This window comes from Micromonospora sp. NPDC047620, assembly GCF_043205005.1.
Lineage (GTDB): Bacteria > Actinomycetota > Actinomycetes > Mycobacteriales > Micromonosporaceae > Micromonospora.
The window spans coordinates 306,583-329,772 of record NZ_JBIDDG010000003.1 but is presented as its reverse complement, the minus strand read 5'-3'; the positions used below and the strand labels follow the sequence as shown (position 1 = coordinate 329,772).

Sequence of the window (23,190 nt, the reverse complement as noted above, 5' to 3'; positions counted from 1 at the left end):
GGACTCCGAATTGTCCACTCCACGTGGCCTGACCAGGATCTACCGCGCCGATCTGCGTTCTCGGGCGACCTCTGTCCGCCGAGTGTCGGCGCTTCCGACATGGCGGGGAGTCATTGCAGGCTGCGCATTCTTTAACGGCGGTGAAATGGTCGTCTCGCATTTTCCGGTCAGTTTCGACGAAGAATACTCGGTCGGTGGCACCCCGCTGGTTTCCATCGAGGTTCCGGTGCGTGGCCGGGTGCGCCGCATCTGGCTGAAGATCGAAGCTGGCAACCAGTTCGGCTCGATCAAGGCCCGTACCGCACACGGGCTGCTCAGCACGCTGGAGACGACCGGGCGCCTCAGCCCCGGGCAGCGAGTCGTCGAGTCGTCCTCGGGCAACCTCGGCGTGGCCCTGGCCGGGCTGTGCGCGGCGCGGGGCTACCGGTGCACCCTCGTCGTGGACGCCACCGCGCCGCCGGAGAGTGTGCGCCGGATCGCCGCGTACGGCGCTGACGTCGTACAGATCGGTGACGTCAGTGGTGGCAACGCCGTGCGGGCCCGGTTGAGCAAGGTGCAGGACATCCTCCGGGCGGACCCGTCGGCGGTCTGGACCGACCAGTACCACAGCCCCGCCAACCCCGACGTGCACTACCGTTGGACGGCGCCCGAGCTGGTCGGTGATCTGAGCGGCGGGCTGGACGCGGCGGCCGTCGCGGTCTCCACCGGCGGCACGCTCGCCGGGGTGTCGCGATACCTGCGCGAGCAGCACACGGGCACCCGGGTGATCGCCGTGGACGCCGTCGGCTCGGCGGCGACCGGTGGTGACCCGGCCCCGCGACCGTTCAAACTCGCCGGCTTCGGCTCCGGCGTACGGTCGTCGTTCCTGGCCCCGGCGGACTGGGACAGGCAGGTGAGGATCGGCGACCTGGACGGAGCCTGGGCGTGCCGCATCCTCCGGGAACGCACCGGGCTCGCGCTCGGCGGCTCCGGCGGCGCCGCGGTGCTCGGCGCCGTGGTCGCGACCCTCAGCGATCCGGAGCTGCGCGACATCGCCTGCATCTGCCCGGACGGCGGCGAGAAGTACGCCGCCACCGTCTACAGCAGCGCGCTGCCCGAGCCGGAAGACACACCGTCCGAACTCGCCGAGGCACTCGCCTGCCTGCGGTTGGCCCGGCCCAACTGAGGACCCGGACAACCGCCCACCACCACGATCTGGCCGCGCCCACGCTCGGCCTGGAGGGGCGACGCCGGCCACATCAACCGTGTCGAAGCCATGACCAGGCTGATTGCCGCCCGCCTCGCCGGCGAGGACGTCGGACCGCAAGGCCCCGACCGGGACGGCAGCCCGACTCCTCGACGACGAATCCCACCCGAAGTCGTTCTCCGGTGACCCGACACTCACCGACAGCTCTTCGGCGCGAACGCGGAACGGCCCGCCATGGCCCGTCCCGCGTCGCGCTGTTCAGCCTGTCTGCCCAGGTGCCGACGCACCGATCAGCACGGCCATGTTCCCCGGCTCGTGCCGGTTCTCGTACAGGGCCTGGTGCAGCGAACCGATCTCGCTGATCGGCTCGGCCACCGTCACGCACGGATCCAGCCGGCCCGCGCCGGCCAACTGGACCATCGCCGCCGTCTCACGGACGTTCGCCGCGTGCGAGCCCTGCAACCGCTTCTGGTGCATCCAGAGGAACCGCAGATCCAGGTCCCCGTTGTAGCCACTCGTTCCGGCGCAGGTCACCACCATGCCCGCGTTGTCGCACAGGTACACCGACGTCGGCAGCGTGTCGCGGCCCGGGTGCTCGAAGACGATCCGCGGGTTGCGGCGCTCACCGAGCACCTCCCAGAACCTGCGCCCGAAGGCCCGCACGCCGGCCATCCACCTCGCGTACTCCGGCGTGTCCTGGTCGGGCATCCGGCCCCAGTGGTCGAACTCGGACCGGTCGATCACCCCGACCGCGCCCAGCCGCCGGCAGTGCTCGGCCTTGGCCTCGCTGGACACCACAGCGACCGGCCGGCCACCGAACTGGCTCACCAACTGGATCGCCATCGACCCCAGACCGCCCGCGCCGCCCCACACCAGCACCGGGTCACCGGGTTGCACCGTGTGCGGATGCCACCCGAACAGCTGTCGGTAGGCGGTCGCCGCGCAGCCGATCATCGCGCCGGCGCCCTCCCACGTGAGAGCGGGCGGCTTGGCATAACACTGGTACTCGTCGACCAGGCAGTACTGCGAGAAGGCCCCGAAGTTGCTCTCGTAGCCCCAGGCGACCTGGGACCGCGATGCGGTCGGATCCACCCCGAGACGGATGTCGGGCGCGGACTCGTTCCACTGCAGGCCACCGAAGATGACATGGTCGCCCACGCGGAACTGGGTGACCTCGGAGCCGACGGCGTAGACCACACCGGAACCCTCGGTGCCGGCGATGTGGAAGTCGTGCGGGTCGCCCTTCTTCTGCCGAAGGGCGATCACGTCGGCGGGTGCGCCGAGCGCCGCCCACACGCCGTTGTAGTTGATGCCGGCCGCCATGACCGAGACCAGGACCTGCTTCGGGCCGACCGGCGGCACCTCGACGACCTCGATCTCGAACGCCTTCGCCGGCTGGCCGTACCGGCTGCGGCGGATCAGCGCCGCGTGCATGAATCGCGGGACCTCGCCCAACGGCGCGGTCGTACCCAGGTCATGAAGCTCCTGCATCGGTCACATCCCTTCTCGTACGGTGTGGAAGCCGGTCGCCGAGCCTCTCGACGACGACGGCGAGAGCTTCCGGGCGCAGCAGGTCGCTGTGCGCGAACGGCAGCGCGTGGCTGGTCGTCCGGCCGGTGACGAACGGCTTCCACCGGGCCACCGCCGCGCCCGGGTCGGTCCCGTCCGCGACGAACAGGTGCAGATCGCCGTCGAAGACCTCTGGTCGGTACGACCGGCGAAGGCGCAAGCCGGTGCGGAACGTCTTGAGCACGGTCTCCACCCGGTCGGCGAGCAGGTCGCCGAGCGGCCCGCCGCGCTCCCGGAGTTCCTCGGCGGCCCGGGCCACGGTCAGCCCTTCCGTCCCGGTGGGGTCGAGTGTGACGTCCGCGGCCTCCAGCAGCACCGGTAGGACATCTTCGGCAGCGGGCACGACGATGTCGTCGCCGTCGCGCGCCGGGAACGCGTCCAGCAGCGCCAGCAGCTCGACCCGCTCCCCCGTCGCCTGCAACGCCGTCGCCATGGCGTGTGCCACCAGGCCGCCGAAGGACCAGCCGATGAGGTGGTAGGGCCCGTGCGGCTGGACCGCCCGCAGCTGCGCCACGTAGTCGGCGGCCATCTCCGCCACGTCGGCCGGGTGGTACCCGGCAGTGCTGTAGGCGCGGGCCTGGAGCCCGTACACGGGCTGACCGGGCGGTAGGTGACGCAGCAGCCCGTAGTAGCGCCAGCTCAGGCCACCACCGGCGTGCACGCAGAACAGCGGCGGCCGGTCACCCGCGGCCCGTAGCGGAAGCAGCACGGCGAAGCTGTCGGCGGTGCCGGCCGCCGAGTCGTCCAGCGCCTCGGCGACCCGCGCCGGGGTGGGCCCGGCGAACAGCGCCTGGATGCTCAGCCCCGCGCCGAAGACCGTTCGCAGCCGGGTCAGCAGCGCGGCGGCGAGCAACGAGTTGCCGCCCAGCGCGAAGAAGTCGTCGTCCAGCCGCACCCGCTCGATGCCGAGGACCTCCGCGAAGACCGCGCACAACAGCACCTCGCGTGGGGTACGCGGTGACCGGCCAGCCCCGCTACCGGCCGACGGCAGCGGCAACGCGGCGCGGTCCAGCTTGGCGTTGCTGGTCAGCGGCAACCGGTGCAGCGTCACGAACGCCGAGGGCACCATGTAGTCGGGCAGCGACCCGCGCAGGTGCTCCACCAGCACCGGTGACTCCGGCACCGTGGCGCCGGGCGCCGCCACCAGGTAGGCCACGAGCCGCCGGTCGCCCGGCCGGTACTCCTGGGCCAGGACGGCGGCCTGCCCGATCGCGGGGTGGCCGGCCAGGGCGGTCTCGATCTCGCCGGTCTCGATCCGGAAACCGCGGATCTTCACCTGGTCGTCGACCCGGCCGACGAACTCGAGCCGCCCGTCCGACCGCCACCGGACCAGGTCGCCGGTCCGGTACATCCGGGTGCCGGGCGGCCCGAAAGGATCGGCCGGGAACCAGCGCGCCGTCGTGGCCGGATCCCGCTCGTAGCCCTGCGCCAGACCGGATCCGGCGAGGTACAGCTCTCCCGCGACGCCGACCGGCACCGGGCGGACGAACGCGTCGAGGACGTAGCCGCGCATGTTGTCCAGCAGCCGGCCGATCGGCACGGTGTCGCCCACCGGGTCGCCCTGGCGCATCGCGTGGTGTACCGCGAAGACCGTCGCCTCGGTCGGCCCGTAGCCGTTGGTCACCACGGTCTGCGGGCACGCCGCGAGCACCGCGCGTACCGCGTCGGCGGAGACCACGTCGCCACCGGTGCGGACCTCGCGCAGACCCGCGAAGCAGGCCGGATCCTCCTCGGCCAGCAGCCGGAACAGCCCGGCCGACAGCCACAGGCCGGTGATCCGCTCGCCGACGATCAGGTCGCGCAGCACCGCGGTGTCCAGCGCTTGTGGCGGGGCGACGACGACCTCGCCGCCGTTGAGCAGCGGCACCCACCATTCCAGCGTCGAGGCGTCCCAGGCGTGCGGTGAGTGGAACAGCACGCGTTCCTGGCTGCCGGTACGCCAGCACCGGTCGGTCGCCAGCTCGACGACGTCGCGGTGGGTGACCGCAGCCCCCTTCGGCAGCCCTGTCGAACCCGACGTGTACATGACGTAGGCGACCTGGTCCGGCGCGACCGGCGGCAGGGCGTCAGGACCGGACGTGTTGCCGGTGGCGGCGGGATCGTCGAGCGTCACCGGGACGACCGTCACCCGGCCGTTCAGCCCGGCGAGCCAGTCGTCTGTGCGGTCGGCGCCAGTGAGCAGGAACGGCGCCGCGGTCTCGCCCAGGATCAGCCGCTGCCGGGCGGCGGGGTGTTTCGGGTCGAGCGGGACGTAGGCACCGCCTGCCCGGCCGACCGCGAGCGCGGCGACCACCAGCTCGACCGAGCGCTCGAACAGCAGCCCCACCCGCTGGTCCGGCCGCAGGCCCAGGCCGACGAGGCGGCGAGCCAGCCGGGTGGCGGCCGAGTCGAGTTCCCGGTAGGTCAGGGCCTGCCCGCCCAGCTTCAGCGCGGGCGCGTCCGGCCGCTCTGCCGCCGCCCGTGCGAAGGCGTCGGTGATCGTCTGCGGGCCGTCGCCGGCCGGCTGTCGCGTGGCGTTCCACTCGACCAGCAGGGTGTGCCGTTCGGTCTCGTCGAGCAGGCCGAGACGGCCCACCGGCTGGTCCCAGTCGGCCGCGGTGGCCGCGAGCACTCGCTCCAGCCGTCCCAGCAGTTCTCTGGCGGTCTCCACAGAGAACAGGTCGCACCGGTAGTCCAGCCGCAGCCGCAGCCCGCCACGGGCCGGTGAGGCGGCCACGACGACCGGGTAGTGCGCGGAGTCACGGCCGTCGACCCGGGTGACCCGGAGGCCCTCCGGGGTGCCCGTGGCGTCGTCCCCCGCGGCGTCGATCGGGTAGTTCTCGAACACGAACGCCGTGTCGAACAGGTCACCGATGCCGGCCAGCCGCTGGATGTGCGCCAGGCCGAGGTACTGGTGCGGGGTCAGTTCCGACTGTTCGTCCTGCACCCGCCGCAGCGCCTGCGGCCACGGCGCGCCCGGGTCGAGGCGCACCCGGACCGGCACGGTGTTGATGAACAGACCGACCATCCTCTCGATGCCGGGCAGCTCCGGCGGCCGGCCGGACACGGTGGCGCCGAACACGACGTCCCGGCGGCCGGTCATCCCGCCCAGCACGACCGCCCAGGCGGTCTGGAGCACGGTGTTGAGGGTCACCCCGGTCGCGGCGGCCCGGCGTTGCACCGCCGTGGCGACGTCGGCCGGCAGGTCGGCGAGGAGCCGCTCGGGCAGCCGGTCGGCCGGGCCGGGATCGGGCCGGCTGAGCCGGGTCGCCTCGGTGACGCCGGACAGCGCCTGACGCCAGGCCGCCTCGGTGCCGGCTCGGTCCTGCCCGGCGAGCCAGCGCAGGTAGCGGCGGAAGTCCACGGCCGGCGGCAGACCGGCGGCCGACCCTCCAACGGCGTAGAGCCCGACCAGGTCGCGCAGCAGCAGCGGCGCCGACCAGCCGTCGAAGAGGATGTGGTGGTTGGTGAGGACCAGTCGGTACCGCCGGTCGGCGATCCGCGCGAGCAGCAGGCGCAGCAGCGGTGGACGGTCCGGGTCGAAACCGGCCGCGCGTTCGGCGGCCGCCAGCCGGTCCAGCGCGGCGTCGCGCTCCCCCTCGGGCAGGGATGTGACGTCGACCTCGGTCCACGGCAGCTCGACACGCTCGCGCACGTACTGCACCGCGGCGCCATCGATCAGGTATCGGAATCCGGCGCGCAGGTTCGGGTGGCGCTCCAGCAACGCCGCACCGGCCGCCCGCAGCGCCGCCGGGTCGAGGTCACCCTCGCAGTCCACGGCGAGCTGCACCAGGTACGGGTCCGGCCCGTCGCCGCGGTGGTGGAGGTGGAAGAGCAGGCCCTCCTGCAGCGGCGCGAGCGGCAGCACGTCGGCCAGCCCGGCCGGGTCTTCCTGCAGCGCGTCGAGGTCCTGCTGGGTGAGGTCGACGAGCGGGAAGTCCGATGGGGTGTGCCCACCGCCGCCGGGCCGGCCGGCGCACTCCACCAACGCGGTGAGCGCCGCGTGCCACAGCTCGGTCAGCTCCCGCACCTCGGCGGCGTTGAACATGCCCGCCGGCCAACTCCAGCGGGTGAGCAGCCGCGGACCGCCGGCCTCGTCGCGGGTGATGGCGCTGATGTCCAGTACGTGCGAGACGGCCAGGCCGGGATCGCTGCCGGGCAGTCGGAGTTCGTCGGCGGGGGCCGGCGACCAGCCGGTGTCGGTGCCGGTGCCGACGGACGCGGCACCGCCGGAACGGCCAAGGTAGTTGAAGCCGATCTGCGGCCCGGCGAGCGGGGCGAGCACCGCGGCGGTGTCCGGGTTGAGGTGGCGCAGCAACCCGTAGCCCAGGCCGTTGTCCGGCAGCGCACGCAGGGTCTCCTTGACGCGCTTGAGGAGCGTGCCGGCGTCGGGCGCACCATCCGGGTCGATGCCGCCAAGGTCCACCGCGACCGGGTACATCGTGGTGAACCAGCCCACGGTGCGGGTCACGTCCAGACCCGCACCCACACCCGCGTCCTCGCGGCCGTGGCCCTCGACGTCGACGACCACCGCCGACGCGACGGTGCCGCGCCGTTGCCGCCACCGGGCCACGGCCAGGGCGAGCCCGGTCAGCAGGACCTCGTTCGGCTGCGCGTGGAACGCGGCCGGGACGGACGTCAGCAACGCAGCGGTGACCTCGGCCGGCAGCTCGGCGGTGACGGCCTGCGCCGTGCCGCGCACGTCGCGGCCGGGATCGAGCGCCCGGGCACCGAGCGGCGGCTCCGGACAGGCCAGCATCCGCGACCACAGCGGCAGTTCGGCCACCCGTCGCGGATCGTGCGCCGCCTCGCGCAGCGCCAACGCCCAGCGGCGCAGCGAGGTGGGCACCGGCGGGAGCACGACGGGCTCGTCACCGGTCGCCGACCCCCACGCCGCAGCCAGGTCGGGCAGCAGGACGCTCCAGGAGACCCGGTCGACGACGAGGTGGTGCGCAACGATCAGCAGCCGGCCCGGCGTCTGCGGCCCGGCGTCGAACCAGACGACCTCGGCGACCGCTCCGGCGTCCGGGTCGAGCCGGCGGCGGGCCGCCTCGCCGTGGGTGCCGAGCGCCTCGCGCAGGGCCGCCGTGTCCAGGCCCGCCACGTCGACCCGGCGCACCCGGTCGGTGGCGGCCACGCTGCCGCGCGGCCCGACCGACAGTTCCCAGGCGTTCGGACGCCGGTGCAGGCGGATCCGCAGCGCGTCGTGGTTGTCCACGACGGCCTGCACCGCGCGGGTGAGCCGGTCCAGCCCGACACCGCCCGGAACCCGCAGCAGCCTCGACTGGTTCAGGCCCTCGATGGGGCCGGTGAGCCCGCGCAGCCACGACACGATCGGCGTCGGCGGCACCGTGCCGGTGCCGTCGTCGGCCGCCGCGTCCGGCGGGTCGGCCTCGGTGACGACAGCGGCGAGGGCGGCGACGGTCTGGTGCCGGAAGATGTCGCGCGGGGTGAACAGCAGTCCGGTGGCGCGCGCCCGGCTGACCAGCTGGATGGCGACGATGCTGTCGCCGCCGATCGCGAAGAAGTTGTCGTCCACGCCGACCCCGTCCAGCCCCAGCACGCCGGCGACGAGCGCGCAGAGCTGCGCCTCGCGACCGTCGGCGGGCTCCCGCCGGGGGCCGGAGGGGTCACGGGGCGCGGGCAGGGCGGCCCGGTCGACCTTGCCGTTGACCGTCAGCGGCAGTTCGGGCATGCGCACGAAGGCCGACGGGACCATGTAGTCGGGCAGCATTCCGGCCAGGTGGGCACGCAGCTCCGGCTCACCCGGGTCGGCGCCCGGGCGCGCGACGACGTAGGCGACCAGGCGCCGGTCGCCGGCAGCACCCGTTCGCACCAGCACGAGCGCCTGCGCCACACCCGGCGCGGTGGCCAGTGCCGCCTCGATCTCGCCCAACTCGATCCGGAAGCCGCGCAGCTTCACCTGGTGGTCGGCCCGGCCGAGAAAGTCCAGCTGGCCGTCGGCGCGCCGGCGGACCAGGTCGCCGGTGCGGTACATCCGCTCGCCCGGCCCGCCGAAGGGATCGGCGACGAACCGGTCCGCGGTGAGCCCGCTCTGTCCGAGGTAACCCCGGGCAAGGTTGATGCCGGAGAGGTACAGCTCGCCCGGGACCCCGGCCGGGACCGGGTTCAGCTGGGCGTCGAGGACGTACGCCCGGGTGTTGGGCAACGGCCGTCCGATCGGCGGCACCCCCACGCGCGCCTCGAGGGGTTCGGTCATCGTCGCGCAGACCGTCGCCTCGGTGGGTCCGTACGCGTTGAACATCCGCCGTTCCGTCGCCCAGCCGGCCGCCAGATCGGCCGGCGGTGCCTCGCCGACGACGGCCAGCGTGCGCACCGACGGCAGGCTGCCGACGGAGAGCCTGCTGAGCACCGCGGGCGGCAACGTCACGTGGCTGACCTGCCGCTCGGCGATCAGCTCCGGAAGGTTGGCCAACTGCACGAGCCGGTCGGCGATCCCGAGCACGATGCACGCGCCGGAGACCAGCGGCGCGCACAGCTCCGACAGCGCGGAGTCGAAGCTCAGGGATGCGAACTGGAGCAACCGTGCGCCGGGACCGAGGTCGTACGCGACCTTTCGGGTCAGGACCAGATTGGGAATGCCTCGATGGGTCAGCACGACCCCCTTGGGGCGACCGGTCGACCCGGAGGTGTAGATGACGTAGGCGGGATGGTCGGCAGTCAGCGGCGCCGTTCGGTCGGCGTCGGTCAGGTCGCTGTCCGCCCGGGCGGCGAGGTCGGCGCGCACGCCCGCGTCGTCGAGCAGGAGCCGGCGGGCGGCGGCGACGGGCAGCTGCCCCGCGACCGCTGAGGTGGTGACCAGCACGGCCGGCGTGGCGTCGGTGAGCATCAGTGCGATGCGCTCGGCCGGATAGTCCGGATCGATCGGCAGGTAGGCCGCACCGCTCTTGAGCACCGCCAGCACGGCGACGACCATGTCGACCGAGCGCGGCACGGCGAGCGCGACGAGCTGCTCCGGTCCGGCCCCGTGGTCGCGCAGCAGGCGGGCGAGGCGGTTGGCGCGGGCGTTGAGCTCGGCGTAGGAGACCACCTCGGTGCCGAACTCCACCGCCGGCGCGTCCGGCGTGCGGGCGGCCTGCGCCTGGACCAGGTCGGGCACGAGGACGTCCGGTGCCGGGCTGGCCTCGTGCTGCCACTCGGCGAGCAGTTCCCGGCGCTCGTCGGCGTCGAGCAGGTCCACCGCGCCGATCCGCTGATCGGGTTCCCGCAGGACGGCGTCGAGCAGGCGTACGAACCGGGAAGCGATCGTCTGTGCGGTGCCGCGTTCGAACAGGTCCTCGGCGTAGGCGAGGGTGCCGGTCATCCCGGCGGGCCGGCCGTCGGGGCCGGAGCTCTCGGCCAACCGCACCGACAGGTCGAACTTCGCCGACGTGGGTCCGGTTGCGGTGTCGAGCTGATCGCTCTCGGCCTTGAGGCCGGCGGAGTCGAGGCTGGGCGCGACGGCGGCGGGTGCGCTCGCCGGTTGCAGCGACAGCATGACCTGGAAGAGCGGATGCCGCGCCAGGGACCGCACCGGGTTGAGCACCTCCACCAGACGCTCGAACGGCAGATCCTGATACCCGTACGCCGCCAGGTCGGCCTCCCGCACCCGGCCCAACAACTCCCGGAACGACGGATCCCCACTCGTGTCCGTCCGCAACACCACCGTGTTGACGAAGAACCCCACCAACTCGTCGAGCGCGTCGTCGGACCGGCCCGCCACCGGCGTACCGATCGGCACGTCCGACCCCGCACCCAACCGGGTCAGCAACGCCGCCAGCGCCGCCTGCACCACCATGAACACACTCGTCCCCGTCGACCGCGCCACGGCGGTCACCCGGGCGTGCAGCCCGGCGTCGAGGACGAGCGGGACGGTGCCGCCGCGGTGGGACAGCGCCGCGGGCCGCGGGTGGTCGAAGGGCAGCGTCAGCTCCTCGGGCAGCGCGGCCAGGGTCTTGGTCCAGTAGGCCAGCTGCTGGGCGATCGGGCTGTCCGGGTCGCTTTCACTGCCCAGCCACCGGTGCTGCCAGAGCGCGTAGTCGGCGTACTGCACCGGCAACGGCTGCCATCCGGGGGCATTCCCGGTGCGCCGGGCGGCGTAGGCCTCCGCCAGGTCACGCGCGAGCGGCCCGGCCGACCAGCCGTCGGTGGCGATGTGGTGACAGGTCACGACGAGCAGGTGCTCGAGCGGGCCGAGGGCCACCACAGCGGCGCGCACCGGCGGTTCGGCCGCCAGGTCGAAGGCGCGGTCGAGTTGTTCGCGGACGCAACGATCGGCGTCGCCCGGCGCGGGGTGCAGCACCGGAAGGGCGGGGACGGCCGCCGTGGCAGGCAGGACCACCTGGAACGGCTCCTGATCGATCTCACGGAAGACCGTTCGCAGGCTCTCGTGCCGGCCCGCCACGTCGGCGAATGCCTGCCGCAGCGCGTCGGCGTCGAGGTCGCCGCGCAGCCGCAGCACCATCGGCACGTTGTAGGTGGCGCTCGGCCCCTCCAACTGGTTGATCAGCCAGAGCCGACGCTGGGCGTAGGACAGCGGGATCCGCTCCGGCCGCGCCACCACCTCCAGGGGCGGGCGGGCAGGCGCCCCACCGGTCAGCCTGCGGGCCAGCGCCGCCACCGTGGGGGTCTCGAAGACCTGACGGACCGGCACCTCCTCGCCGAAGGCCGAGCGGATCCGGCTCACCAGCCGGGTCGCCGCCAGGGAGTGACCGCCCGACTCGAAGAAGTTGTCGTCGACGCCGACCCGGGCCACACCCAGCACCTCGGCGAACAGCGTGCAGAGCAGGTCCTCGCGCGGATCGGACGGGCCCCGCCCGGCCGGTGCGGACGGCAGCTCGGGTACGGGCAGGGCCTTGCGGTCGAGCTTGCCGTTCGCGTTGAGCGGCAACGCGTCCAACCCCAGGAACACCGCGGGGACGAGCTGCTCCGGCAGCGTGCGCCGCAGGTGCCGGCGAAGCTCGGCCGGCGACGGCAGCGTGGCGCCGGCCGCCGGGACCGCGTAGCCGACGAGACGATCGGCGTGCACGGCGACGGCGGCCCGGTCCACCGCCGGGTGCGCGGCCAGAACCGTCTCGATCTCGCCCAGCTCGATCCGCACACCGCGGACCTTGACCTGGTCGTCGGCGCGGCCGGCGAAGAAGAGGTCACCCTCGGCGTCGCGTCGCGCCAGGTCCCCCGTGCGGTACATGCGGGCGCCGGGCGGACCGTAGGGGTCGGCGACGAACCGACCCGCGGTCAGACCGGGCCGCCGGTGGTAGCCACGGGCGACCCCGACGCCGCTGATGTACATCTCACCGACGACCCCGGCGGGTACCGGCTGGAGGCAGGCATCGAGCAGGCGTACGGTGACGCCGTCGTTGGGCCTGCCGATCGGCGTGCCGCCCGCGTTCGCCGGCGTCAGCCGGCCCAGCGTGCAGTGAATCGACGCCTCGGTCGGCCCGTAGGTGTTGAACATCCTCCGGCCGCCGGCCCACCGCTGCGCGAGCGCGGGCGGGAGGGCCTCGCCGCCGACGAGCAGCGTGTGCAGGCCCGGCACCCGGTCCCGGTCGACCAACGCCAGCACCGACGGCACCAGGACGGCCAGGTCGACGCCGTGACGCTGGATGAGCTCCGCCAGGTCCTCGCCGGAGACCATCGCCTGGGCCGGGCCGAGGCACAGGGTGGCACCGGACCCGAGGGCGATGAACGTCTCCCAGACGGAGTTGTCGAATCCGGCCGAGGCGTGCTGGAGCACGGTCCGGCCGGGACCCGCGCCGAACGCCCGCACGGACGCCTCGATGATCGGCACGACAGTGCGGTGCTCGACGACGACGCCCTTGGGGCGGCCGGTCGAACCGGACGTGTAGATCACGTACGCCGGGTTGGCGGGGTGCCGCGCGACCGGGGGTTCGGCGGTGGGCAGCCGGGTCAGATCCTCACGGTCGAGGACCAGGACCGCACGGTCCGCGATCCGCGGCCACCGGTCGGCGACTTCGGCGGCGGTGACCAGCAGGACGGGATCCGCGTCGGAGAGCAGATAGGCGATCCGCTCCGGCGGGTGCTCGGTGTCCAACGGCAGGTACGCGGCGCCGGTCTTCAGCGTGGCGAGGATGGCGACCACCAGGTCGACCGAGCGGGGCACGGCGACGGCGACGGTCTTCTCCGGCCCGGCGCCGCGGTCGGCAAGCGCGTGCGCCAGCCGGTTCGCCCGCCGCACCAGCTCGGCGTAGGTCACCTCGGTGTCGCCGTACACCACGGCGACCGCGTCGGGCGTGCGGCTGGCCTGCGCGGTGACGAGGCCGTCGAGGGTCGACGTCCGCTCACGCACCGCTTCGGCCGCGGCGGTGAGCAAGTCCCGCTCCGGTGCGGTGAGCACGTCCAGCGCGCCGATCCGGGCGGCCGGGTCGGCGACGAACGCGCGCAGCACCCGGACGTACCGCTGGAGCATGGTGTCCACGGTGGAGGCGTCGAAGAGGTCGGCGCTGTACTCCACGACGCCCTCGATCCCCTCGGCCTGCCCGCCGGCGCCCCGCCGCTCCCCCATCGCGAACGACAGGTCGAACTTCGCCACGTCGGCAGCTCCGGCCACCGCGCTGAGGCTCAGCCCGGGCAGCTGGATGCTCGCCTCGGGGGTGTTCTGCAACGACAGCATGACCTGGAACAACGGGTGCCGGGAGAGGGAGCGTGCCGGGTTGAGCACCTCGACGAGCCGTTCGAAGGGCAGGTCCTGGTGCTCGTACGCGGCCAGGTCGGTCTCCCGGACGCGGGCGATCAGCTCCTGCGCGCTCGGGTTGCCGGCGGTGCTCGTGCGCAGCACCAGGGTGTTGATGAAGAAGCCGACGAGGTCGTCGAGGGTGCTGTCGGTCCGCCCGGCGATCGGGCTGCCGACCGGGATGTCGGTGCCGGCGCCGAGCCGGGTCAGCAGCGCGGCGAGGCCCGCCTGCAACACCATGAAGAGGCTGGCCTTGTTCCGCCGGGCCAGGACGCCGAGCTGCTTGTGCAGCTCCGCGTCGAGGGTGAATCGGATCTTGCCTCCCTGGTACGACGACACGGCCGGACGGCGCCGGTCGACCGGCAGGTCCAGTTCCTCGGGGAGCCCGGCGAGGACGGTGGTCCAGTAATCGCGCTGCCGGGCGATCGGGCTGTCCGGATCGTCCTCGTCGCCGAGCCACTCCCGCTGCCAGGCCGCGTAGTCCGCGTACTGGGCAGGGAGCGCCGGCAGGTCGGGGACCCGGTCGTCGCGCCGCGCGGTGTAGGCGAGGGCGAGGTCGCGGGCCAGCGGCCGCATCGACCAGCCGTCGCCGGCGATGTGGTGCAGCACCGCGACGAGCACGTGCTCGCCGGGGCCCATGGCCAACAGCACCGCCCGCAGGGGCAGCTCCTCGGCGAGCCGGAACCCGCGCCGGATCAAGGCCTGCACCTCGGCCGCCACGCCGCCGGGCCCCGGCTCGGCCAGCGGAAGCGCCACCATCCCCGCCGCCCGTGCCGGGTCGAGGATGAGCTGCCGCGGCTCGCCGTCGGCCTCCGGGAACAGTGTGCGGAGACTCTCGTGCCGCACGACCACGTCGCGCAGCGCGGCGAGCAGGGCGTCGCGGTCGAGATCGCCGCGTAGCCGCAGCACCATCGGGATGCTGTACAGCGGGCTCGCGCTCTCCAGCTCGTTGAGGAACCACAGCCGGCGCTGCGCGAAGGACAACGGCACGGTGCCCGTGCGCGGCACGGCCACGACCGGCGCCCGACCCCGCCCGGCCGACTCGGCGAGCCGGCGGGCCACGCCCGCGGCCGTCGGCGTCTCGAACAGCGCCCGGATCGGCAGCTCCGCGCCGAACGTGGCCCGGACCCGGCCGACCAGCCGGGTCGCCGACAGCGAGTGCCCGCCCAGCTCGAAGAAGTTCTCGTCCACGCCGACCCGGCCGATGCCGAGCACCTCGGCGAACAGACCGCAGAGGATCTCCTCCTGCGGGTTGCGCGGCGGGCGCGCCTCGGCCAGCCCGCCCACGACCGGCACCGGCAGGGCCTGCCGGTCCACCTTGCCGTTGGGGGTCAGCGGCAGCTCGTCCAGGGCGACCACGGTCTGCGGCACCATGTACTCGGGAAGGCTCTCACCGACGAACCGGCGGACCTCGGCGGCCACCGGCCGGTGCCCGTCGCGCCCGACCACGTACGCCACCAGGCGCCGGTCGCCCGGCAGGTCCTCGCGCACGATCACGGCGGCGCGGGCGATGCGGGGATGGCGGCTCAGCGTGGCCTCGATCTCGCCCGGCTCGATCCGGAAGCCGCGCACCTTCACCTGGTCGTCGACGCGGCCGACGAAGTCGAGCGTGCCGTCGGCGTTCCACCGGACCAGGTCGCCGGTGCGGTACATCCGGGAGCCGGCCGGCCCGAACGGGTCGGCGACGAACCGTGCCGACGACAGGGCGGCGCGGCGCAGGTATCCGCGCGCGACCCGGTCTCCGGCGAGATAGAGCTCACCGACGGCGCCGGCGGGCAGCAGCCGAAGGCCGCTGTCGAGGACGTAGCAGCGGGTGTTCGGCAGCGGGCGGCCGATCGGCACGGCGCCCGCCGGGACCGGCGCACCGGCCGGGATGCGGTGCTCGGTGGCGCTGACGGTGGTCTCGGTCGGGCCGTAGACGTTGAGGACCGCGACGTCCGGGTGCCGCTGCCGCCAGTCGTCGAGCTGAGCGCCGGTCAGCGGTTCGCCGGCCAGCAGCAGCTCCTGCGTCGGCGCCAGGTCGACCGCCGCGGACTGCATCAGCGTCAGGTGGCTCGGGGTGCCCTTGAACAGCGTCCAGCCGGAGGGCAGGGTGGGGTGCGCGCGATCCGGGACCGCGTCCTCGATGGCGGCCAGGCGGACGCAGCCACCCGTCACCAGCGGGGTGTGCAGTGCGGTCACCGACATGTCGAACGACACCGACGAGTGCAGCAGCGCCACCCCGGCTGCCGACGGGTAGGCGGGGGCGGCGTGCCCGAGGTAGTCGGCCAGCATCCGGTGCTCCACGACGACGCCCTTGGGCCGACCCGTCGAGCCGGAGGTGTAGATCACGTACGCGGGGTGCCGGTCGAGCAGTGTGGCGGTGCGGTCGGCGTCGGTCAGGTCATCGTCGTCCGCGGCGTCCACCTCGGCCGCGACGGCGGGATCGTCGACGGCGACGACGGGCACGTCGGCCAGCCGCCAGCGGGCGGCGACCTCCCGCGTCGTGAGGAGCACGACCGGCGCGGCGTCGGCGGCCATGAACGCGACCCGCTCCGCCGGGTAGTCCGTGTCCAGGGGCAGGTACGCGGCGCCGGTCTGGGTGATCGCGTGCAGCGCCACCACGAGGTCGGTGCCACGGGGTACGGCGAGCGCGACGATCCGCTCCGGTTCGGCGCCGCGGGCGACGAGTACCCGCGCCAGCCGGTTCGCCCGGCGGCGTAGCGCGTCGTAGGTCACGGCCTCGGCCGCATCGACGAGCGCGATGGCGTCCGGGGTGCGGTGGGCCTGGGCGAGCAGCAGGCCAGGCAGGGTACGGCCCGGGCTGTCCACGCGCGACGGCCCGGCGCCGGCGTCGAGCATGCGGCGGCGTTCGACGGCGAGCAGCGGCTCGATGGCGGCGACCCGGGCGGCGGGATCGCCGGCGAAGCGGGACAGCACCCGCACCAGCCGGTCCAGCAGCCCGTCGACGGCCTCCGGTGTGAAGAGGTCGGGCCGGTAGTTCATCCGCAGGTGCAGCCGGGTGCCCGGTACGGCGGTGAGGCTGAGCGGGTAGTGCGAGACGGTACGGCCGGGCACCGCCTCGATCCGCAGTCCGGTGTCCGCGATGTCGGGAGCCGTCGGCAGGGCCGGATAGCTCTCGAACGCCACCGCGGTGTCGAAAAGCTCCTCGGCTCCGACCAGCTGCTGGATGTCGGCGAGGCTGAGGTGCTGGTGCGCCATCAGCGCCGACTGCTCCGCCTGCACCCGCCGCGCCAGATCGCCGAGGGTGTCCGCAGCGTGCGGCCGGATCCGGACCGGCACGGTGTTGATGAACAGGCCCACCATCCGCTCGACGCCGGGCACCTCCGGCGGGCGTCCGGCCACGGTGGCGCCGAAGCAGACGTCGTCGCGGCCGGTGGCCGAGCGCAGCAGCAGCGCCCAGGCGCTCTGCACGACGGTGTTGACGGTGACGCCGAGCCCGCGGGCGACCGACGCCAGCGCCTCGGTCTCCGCCTCGGGCACCTCGATCGAGGTCGACTCCGGGCGCAGTGGCCGACGGGCCCGGTCGGCGGGCGCGAGCAGGGTCGGCCCGTCGAGGCCGTCGAGGGCCTCCCGCCAGCGGGCTTCGGCCTCGGTGCGCTCGTGACGGGCGAGCCAGGCGAGGAAGTCGCGGTAGCGGCCGGCCGGCGGCAGTCGCCGCCCGTCGCCATGCCGGTACAGCAGGAAGAGTTCCTCCATCAGGATGGGGCGGGACCAGCCGTCGACCAGGATGTGGTGGGTGCTGACGATGAACCGGTGCTGCTGCGGGCCGGTGCGCAGCAGGGTGAACCGCAGCAGTGGCGCCCGCCCCAGGTCGAAGCGGGTCCGCCGGTCCTCCCGGGTGAGCCGGTCGGCCTCGGCCGCGATCTCCGCTTCGGGCAGGCCGGTCAGGTCGACCTCGCGCCAGGGCGTGTCCACCTCGGCGAGGATCACCTGCACAGGCTCGCGCAGACCCTCATGGCAGAAGGCAGCCCGCAGGTTGTCATGGCGGCGCAGCACCACGCCGGCGGCAGCGCGCAGGGCGGCGCTGTCCAGCGGCCCGGTGATGTCCAGGACCGTCTGCACCAGGTAGACGTCAGGCGCGTTCTCGTCGAAGAGCGTGTGGAACAGCAACCCCTTCTGTAGCGGCGCCAGCGGCAGCAGGTCGGCGGCGCCCGGGTGCTGGCCGAGCAGCTGGGCGATCTCGTCGGCGCCCAGCGTGACGAGCGGGAAGTCCGACGCGGCGCGGGCGGCGACGCCGACGCCCGGCGCGGCCGCCCGGTCCACCAGCGCGCGGGCCGCACGCTGCCAGAGTTCGCCCAGCTCGCGGACGTCCGCCTCGCCCAGCAGCGTCTGCGGCCAGGTCAACGAGGTGATCAGCCGGGGGCCGTCCGACCCGTCCTGGGCGAAGAGGTTCAGCTCGATCGCGTGCGCAGGAGGCAGCTCGCCGCCCCGGTCGGTGCCGAGCGCCGCGAGCGCCGGGTCGGGCTGCCATTCCCCGCCGCCGTCCGCGGGGCCGGAGCCGATGCGGCCGAGGTAGTTGAAGCCGATCTGCGGGCGCGGCGAACCGGCGAGCCGCGCGCCGGCGGCCGCGCCGCCATAGCGGAGAATGCCGTAGCCGAGGCCGTCGTCGGGCAGCCCGGCCAGCAGGTCCTTGACCGCGGCCACCGTACGGTCCAGCGCCTGCGGTGCCCACCGGCCGGTCGTGTCGGCCGGGGCGCCGGTGAGGCGGACGGGGTACAGCGAGGTGAACCAGCCGACCGTCCGGGACAGGTCGGCCCCGGGCAACAGCTCACCGCGTCCGTGCCCCTCCAGGTCGACCAGCACGCCGGCATGGCTGTCCTGGCCGCGGGAGCGGCGCCACTGCGTGACCGCGAGGGCGAGGGCCGCCAGCAGCACGTCGTTGACCCGGGCGTGGAGGGCGGCCGGCACCGAGCTGAGCAGCGGCCCGGCCACCGCCGGTGGCAGCTCCAGGTTGAGGGTGCGCAACGTCTGCGCCGTGTCGCGCGTGAAGTCCAGCGGCCGGCCACCGATCAGGGGCTCCGGTTCGCGGAGCATCGCCGCCCACCGCTCGGCCTCGGCCGCCCGCGCCGGATCGGCCGAGGCGGCCTGCAGCGCGGTGGCCCAGCGCCGGAACGAGGTGCCGCCGGGCGGCAGGACGACCGGCTCCCCCGCCGCGACCGCGGTCCACGCCTGTGCCAGGTCGGGCAGCAGCACCCGCCAGGAGACCCCGTCGACGACGAGGTGGTGCAGCACCAGCAGCAGCCGGCCGGGCCGGTCGGGGCCGGCGTCGAACCAGACCGCCCGGACCATCCGCCCGTGCGCCGGGTCCAGCTCGCCCTTGGCGGTCGCGGCCTGTCCGGCCAGGAGCGCGACGGCGTCCGCGTCGCCGAGGGCCGCGACGTCGACCCGGCGCAGCAGCCCGGCGGCGTCGACGCTGCCGGGCGGCCCGATCCGCAGCACCGGCCTGCCGTCCTGACCGTCGGCGAGCCGGGCGCGCAGCACGGGATGGTGGTCGAGCACCGCACGCAGGACGGCGGCGAGCCGGTCGGCGTCCAGGCCGGCCGGTACGCGCAACAGCATCGACTGGGCCAGCCGCTCGAACGGCCCGCCACGCTCGCGGAACGCGTGCATGATCGGGGTCAGCGGCGCGTCGCCCGTACCGTCGTCGGCGGGCTCCGTATCCGGGTGCGTCTGCTCGGCGGCGACCGCCGCCAGCGCGGCCGCGGTGGGGTTCTGGAAGATGTCGCGCGGGGTCAGCCGCACGCCGGCCTTACGCAGCCGGGCCACGAGCGCGATGGCGAGGATGCTGTCGCCGCCGAGGTCGAAGAAGTTGTCGTCCGGGCCGGCCTGCGGGACGCCGACGACGGCCGCGACGGCCGCGCAGATCACCGCCTCCTCGGGCGTGCGTGGTGCGCCGGTCGTGGCGGGACCGGACGTCGGCGCGGGCAGGGCCCGCCGGTCCAGCTTGCCGCTCGGGTTGAGCGGGAACTCGTCCAGCGTCACCAGCGCCGTCGGCACCATGTACTCCGGTAGCCGCCGCCGCAGGCGTTCCTGGAGGCCTGCGAGGGCCGGGGTCGGGCCGTCGGGAACCACGTAGGCGACCAGCCGTTGGCCGCCGGAGCGGTCGGCGCGGAACAGCACCACCGCGCGGGCCACTCCCGGGCACGCGGCGAGCGCCGCCTCGATCTCGCCGAGTTCGACCCGCTGACCGCGCACCTTCACCTGGCCGTCGGCCCGACCGAGGTAGTCGAGGATGCCGTCGGCGCGCCAGGACACGAGGTCGCCGGTGCGGTACATCCGTGCGCCGCCGCCCGCGAACGGATCGGCGACGAACCGGTCGGCGGTGAGGCCGGGCCGGCGCAGGTATCCGCGGCCCAGCTGCGCACCGGCCAGGTACAGCTCGCCGGTCACCCCCGGCGACACCGGCCGCAGCGCGGCGTCGAGCACGTACACCCGGCTGTTCCACACCGGGCGGCCGATCGGCACGGCCTGGCCGATCGCCTCCGCCGGGACCTCGCAGGCGATGATCTCCACAGCGGCCTCGGTGGGCCCGTAGAGATTGTGCAGCTCGGCGTCGACGGTGCGGTGGAACCGCTCGGCGACCTCGGCGGGCAGCGCCTCGCCGCTACACAGCACCCGGCGCAGCGTGCCGAGCCGGGCGGCGGCCGGTTCGCGGAGGAAGACGTCGAGCAGGACCGGCACGAAGTGGACGGTGGTGATCCGTTCCCGGTCGATGAGCTCGGCCAGGTAGGCCGCGTCGCGGTGACCGTCCGGCCGCGCTATCACCAGGGTCGCGCCGGCCTGGAGCGGCCAGAACAGTTCCCAGACCGACACGTCGAAGCTGACCGGGGTCTTCTGCACCACCCGGTCCTCGGCGGTGAGGGGGTAGCGGTCCTGACCCCACCGCAGGCGGTTCGCGACGGCCTCGTGCGCGACCACGACGCCCTTGGGCCGCCCGGTCGAGCCGGAGGTGTAGATGACGTACGCCGCATGGCCGGGCAGCAGCGCCGTGACCGGATCGGTGGCGGGCTGGGCGGCAAGGTGCTCGTGCAGCGCCGGGTCGTCCAGCACGACCGTAGGCGTGCCGCCCGGCAGCGCACCGGCGACGGACCCGACGGTGAGCACGCACACCGGTGCGGCGTCGGCGAGCATGAACGCCAGCCGCTCGGCCGGATAGCCGGTGTCCAGCGGCAGGTAGGCGCCACCGGCCTTGTGCACGGCGTACAGCGCGACGAGCAGGTCGATGCTGCGCGGCACGGCGACCGCGACGGTGCGCTCCGGCCCGACGCCGCGCGCGACGAGCAGGTGCGCCAGGCGGTTCGCCCGCTCGTTGAACTGCGCGTACGTGAGGGTCTCGCCCTCGAACACCAACGCCGGGTGCTCCGGGCTGCGCGAGACCTGGGCCTCGAACAGCGCCGGCAGGGTAGCCGGCGGCAGCGGGTGCGCGGTGTCGTTCCAGCCGGTCAGGATCCGCTCCCGTTCGGCCGGTTCGAGGGTGTCGATGCGGGCGAGGATCAGGTCCGGGTCGGCGGCCATCGCCGTCAGTGCGCGCGTCAGCCGGTCGAGGACTCCTTCCGCGACGTCCGCGCCGATCAGGTCCGCCCGGTGGTCCACCCGCAGGACGAGGTCGTCGCCGGCGTTGGCGGCGACCAGGGTGAGCGGGTAGTGCGTGGCGTCGCGCCCGTGCAGCCCGACCACCCGGAGGCCGGGAGCGACCTCCGCGTCGCGGTCGGAGACCGGGTAGTTCTCGTAGACGAACGCGGTGTCGAACAGTTCCCCGCCGACGACCTGTTGGATGCGCGCCAGCCCGAGGTGCTGGTGCTCGCGCAGGCCCGCCTGCTCGTCCTGCAGCCGCGCGGCGATCCGCGTCCAGGCCCGCGCCGGGTTCAGCCGGACCCGGACCGGGACGGTGTCCAGCAGCAGGCCGATCATCGTCTCGCTGCCCGGCAACTCCGCGGGCCGGCTCGCCACGATGGCACCGAAGACCACGTCGGTGCGCCCCGTGAGCCCGCCGAGTACCGTTGCCCACGCGGTCTGGAGCACGGTGCCTACCGTCAGCCCGGCCGCCGCGGCGCGCTCCCGCAGGGCGCTGCTCAGGTCGGCCGGCAGCGGCCGCACCAGCCGCTCCGGCATCGCGCTGCGCCGGCCCGGGTCCGTCGGCGCCAGGCGGGTCGGTTCGTCGACCCCGGCGAACGCCGTCCGCCAGGCCTGCGCCGCAGCGTCCCGGTCGCGACCCGCGAGCCAGCTCAGATATTCCCGGTACGGCGTGGCGGGCGGCAGCACAGCCAGGTCGCCGCGCGAACCGTAGAGCGCGAACAGCTCCCGCAGCAGCAAGGGCATCGACCAGCCGTCGAGCAGAATGTGGTGGATCGTGACGACCAGCCGGTGCCACCCGACGCCGCGGGCGGCGAGCACGAATCGCATGAGCGGCGGTGCACCGAGGTCGAAACGGTGCGCCCGCTCGTCGTCAGCCAGCCGCCGCAACTCCTCGTCGGCCTCGGCCTCCGTCAGTCCACCGAGGTCGCGTACGACCCACGGCAGCACCGCCTTCTTGGGTACCACCGCGAGCATGCGGTCCGCCCGCTGGTAACGGAACGCGGCGCGCAGGTGGGGATGCCGGTCCAGCAGGGCCTCCGCCGCCGTCCGCAGGCGCTCGGCGTCGAGCTCGCCGGCCAGGTCGAGGGCCATCTGCACCGTGTAGACGTCGGTCCCGTCGTCGTACACGCTGTGGAACAGCAGGCCTTCCTGCAACGGCGACAACGGCAGAATCTCCGAGATCCCTGACTGCATCGCGGTGGTGTGCCTTCCGGTCGATGGGTGGCGGCGGTGGGAGGGCGGCTCAGTCCGACATGGCGACGAGCACGCGGCGCTGGCCCGCGTACGGCCGGCGACCGTGCCCGACGAGCACGTTGTCGATGACCATGAGGTCGCCCTCGCGCCAGTCGACGTCGACCGCATGCTTCAGGCCGGCCTGCTGGATGTGGACGATCCATTCGGCGGGGATCGGACTGCCGTCGGCGAACTGGGCCGACTGGGGCGCCTCGTCCTCGCTCAGCAGCTCCATCAGGTCGGCGGCCTCCTCACCGAGACCCGCGACGTGCCACTGGTCGGCCTGGTTGAACCAGACCTCGAGGCCGCTGACGGGGTGGCGGATGGTGGCCGGACGGACCTGGCTGATCCAGAGCGCGTCGTCGGCCCGCCACTCCCACTCGGCGTCGGTGTCCTTGAGGAACGCCTCGACCTCATCCCGGTCGTCGGTCTCGAAGGTGGCCTGCCAGCTCTTGCCGAGCCCGAGGCCGCCGTGCAGATTCTGGACGTAGCGGACCCCGCCGGCGAACGCCTCGCGCACCTCTGGGCGGATGGCGTCCAGCCAGAGCCGGCCGTCGACGACCGGGGTGGCGCCGCCGCTGGTGGGCGCCTGCTGGCAGAAGAAGATGAGCCGGGCGGGCCAGCGCGCGGCGTACGACATCTCGTTGTGCATGGAGATGGTGAACTCCGGCGGGTAGTCCGTCGAGGTGTACAGGTTGTCACCGACCTTGGTGCGCGGCGAGTTGCCGTGCACGTAGGCCAACCGGTTGGGCAGCAGCATGTCGATCACCGGGTTCAGCGTCGCCGGGGCGACCCCGAATCCGCGGAACACCAGTGCCTTGTGCTCGACCAGCAGACCCCCGACGTCCTGAGCGGACAGCCAGGCGAGCAGGCCGTCGGCACCCGGCTGGGCTCCGATGTCGGACGGGCTGATCTCCAGCGGCTTCCACAGCTCGCTATCGGTCATGGCGGC

At 74.0% G+C, this 23,190-nt stretch carries 4 protein-coding genes; 1 reads left to right on the top strand and 3 read right to left on the bottom strand.

Features of this window, described 5'->3' with window-relative positions; genetic code table 11:
- The first annotated feature begins 145 nt into the window (after positions 1–145).
- Complete coding sequence (locus ACGF5C_RS05555) at positions 146–1,165, top strand: cysteine synthase family protein (protein WP_393296953.1); 1,020 nt, start codon at positions 146–148, stop codon at positions 1,163–1,165.
- A 279-nt stretch (positions 1,166–1,444) separates the two neighbouring features.
- Here the strand turns inward: ACGF5C_RS05555 and ccrA are convergent, their stop codons facing one another.
- The 3 genes from ccrA to ACGF5C_RS05540 are packed head-to-tail and all read right to left on the bottom strand — an operon-like array spanning position 1,445 to position 23,184.
- On the bottom strand, positions 1,445–2,677 hold the full coding sequence (ccrA, locus tag ACGF5C_RS05550; RefSeq protein WP_393296951.1) for a crotonyl-CoA carboxylase/reductase: 1,233 nt from the start codon (positions 2,675–2,677) through the stop codon (positions 1,445–1,447).
- On the bottom strand, positions 2,661–22,199 hold the full coding sequence (locus tag ACGF5C_RS05545) for a non-ribosomal peptide synthase/polyketide synthase (protein ID WP_393296949.1): 19,539 nt from the start codon (positions 22,197–22,199) through the stop codon (positions 2,661–2,663). Before ACGF5C_RS05545 ends, ccrA begins: the two co-directional genes overlap by 17 nt.
- A gap of 49 nt (positions 22,200–22,248) precedes the next feature.
- Entirely contained in the window at positions 22,249–23,184 is a 936-nt protein-coding gene (locus ACGF5C_RS05540) for a TauD/TfdA family dioxygenase (RefSeq protein WP_393296947.1), read from the bottom strand.
- Positions 23,185–23,190 lie beyond the last annotated feature (6 nt).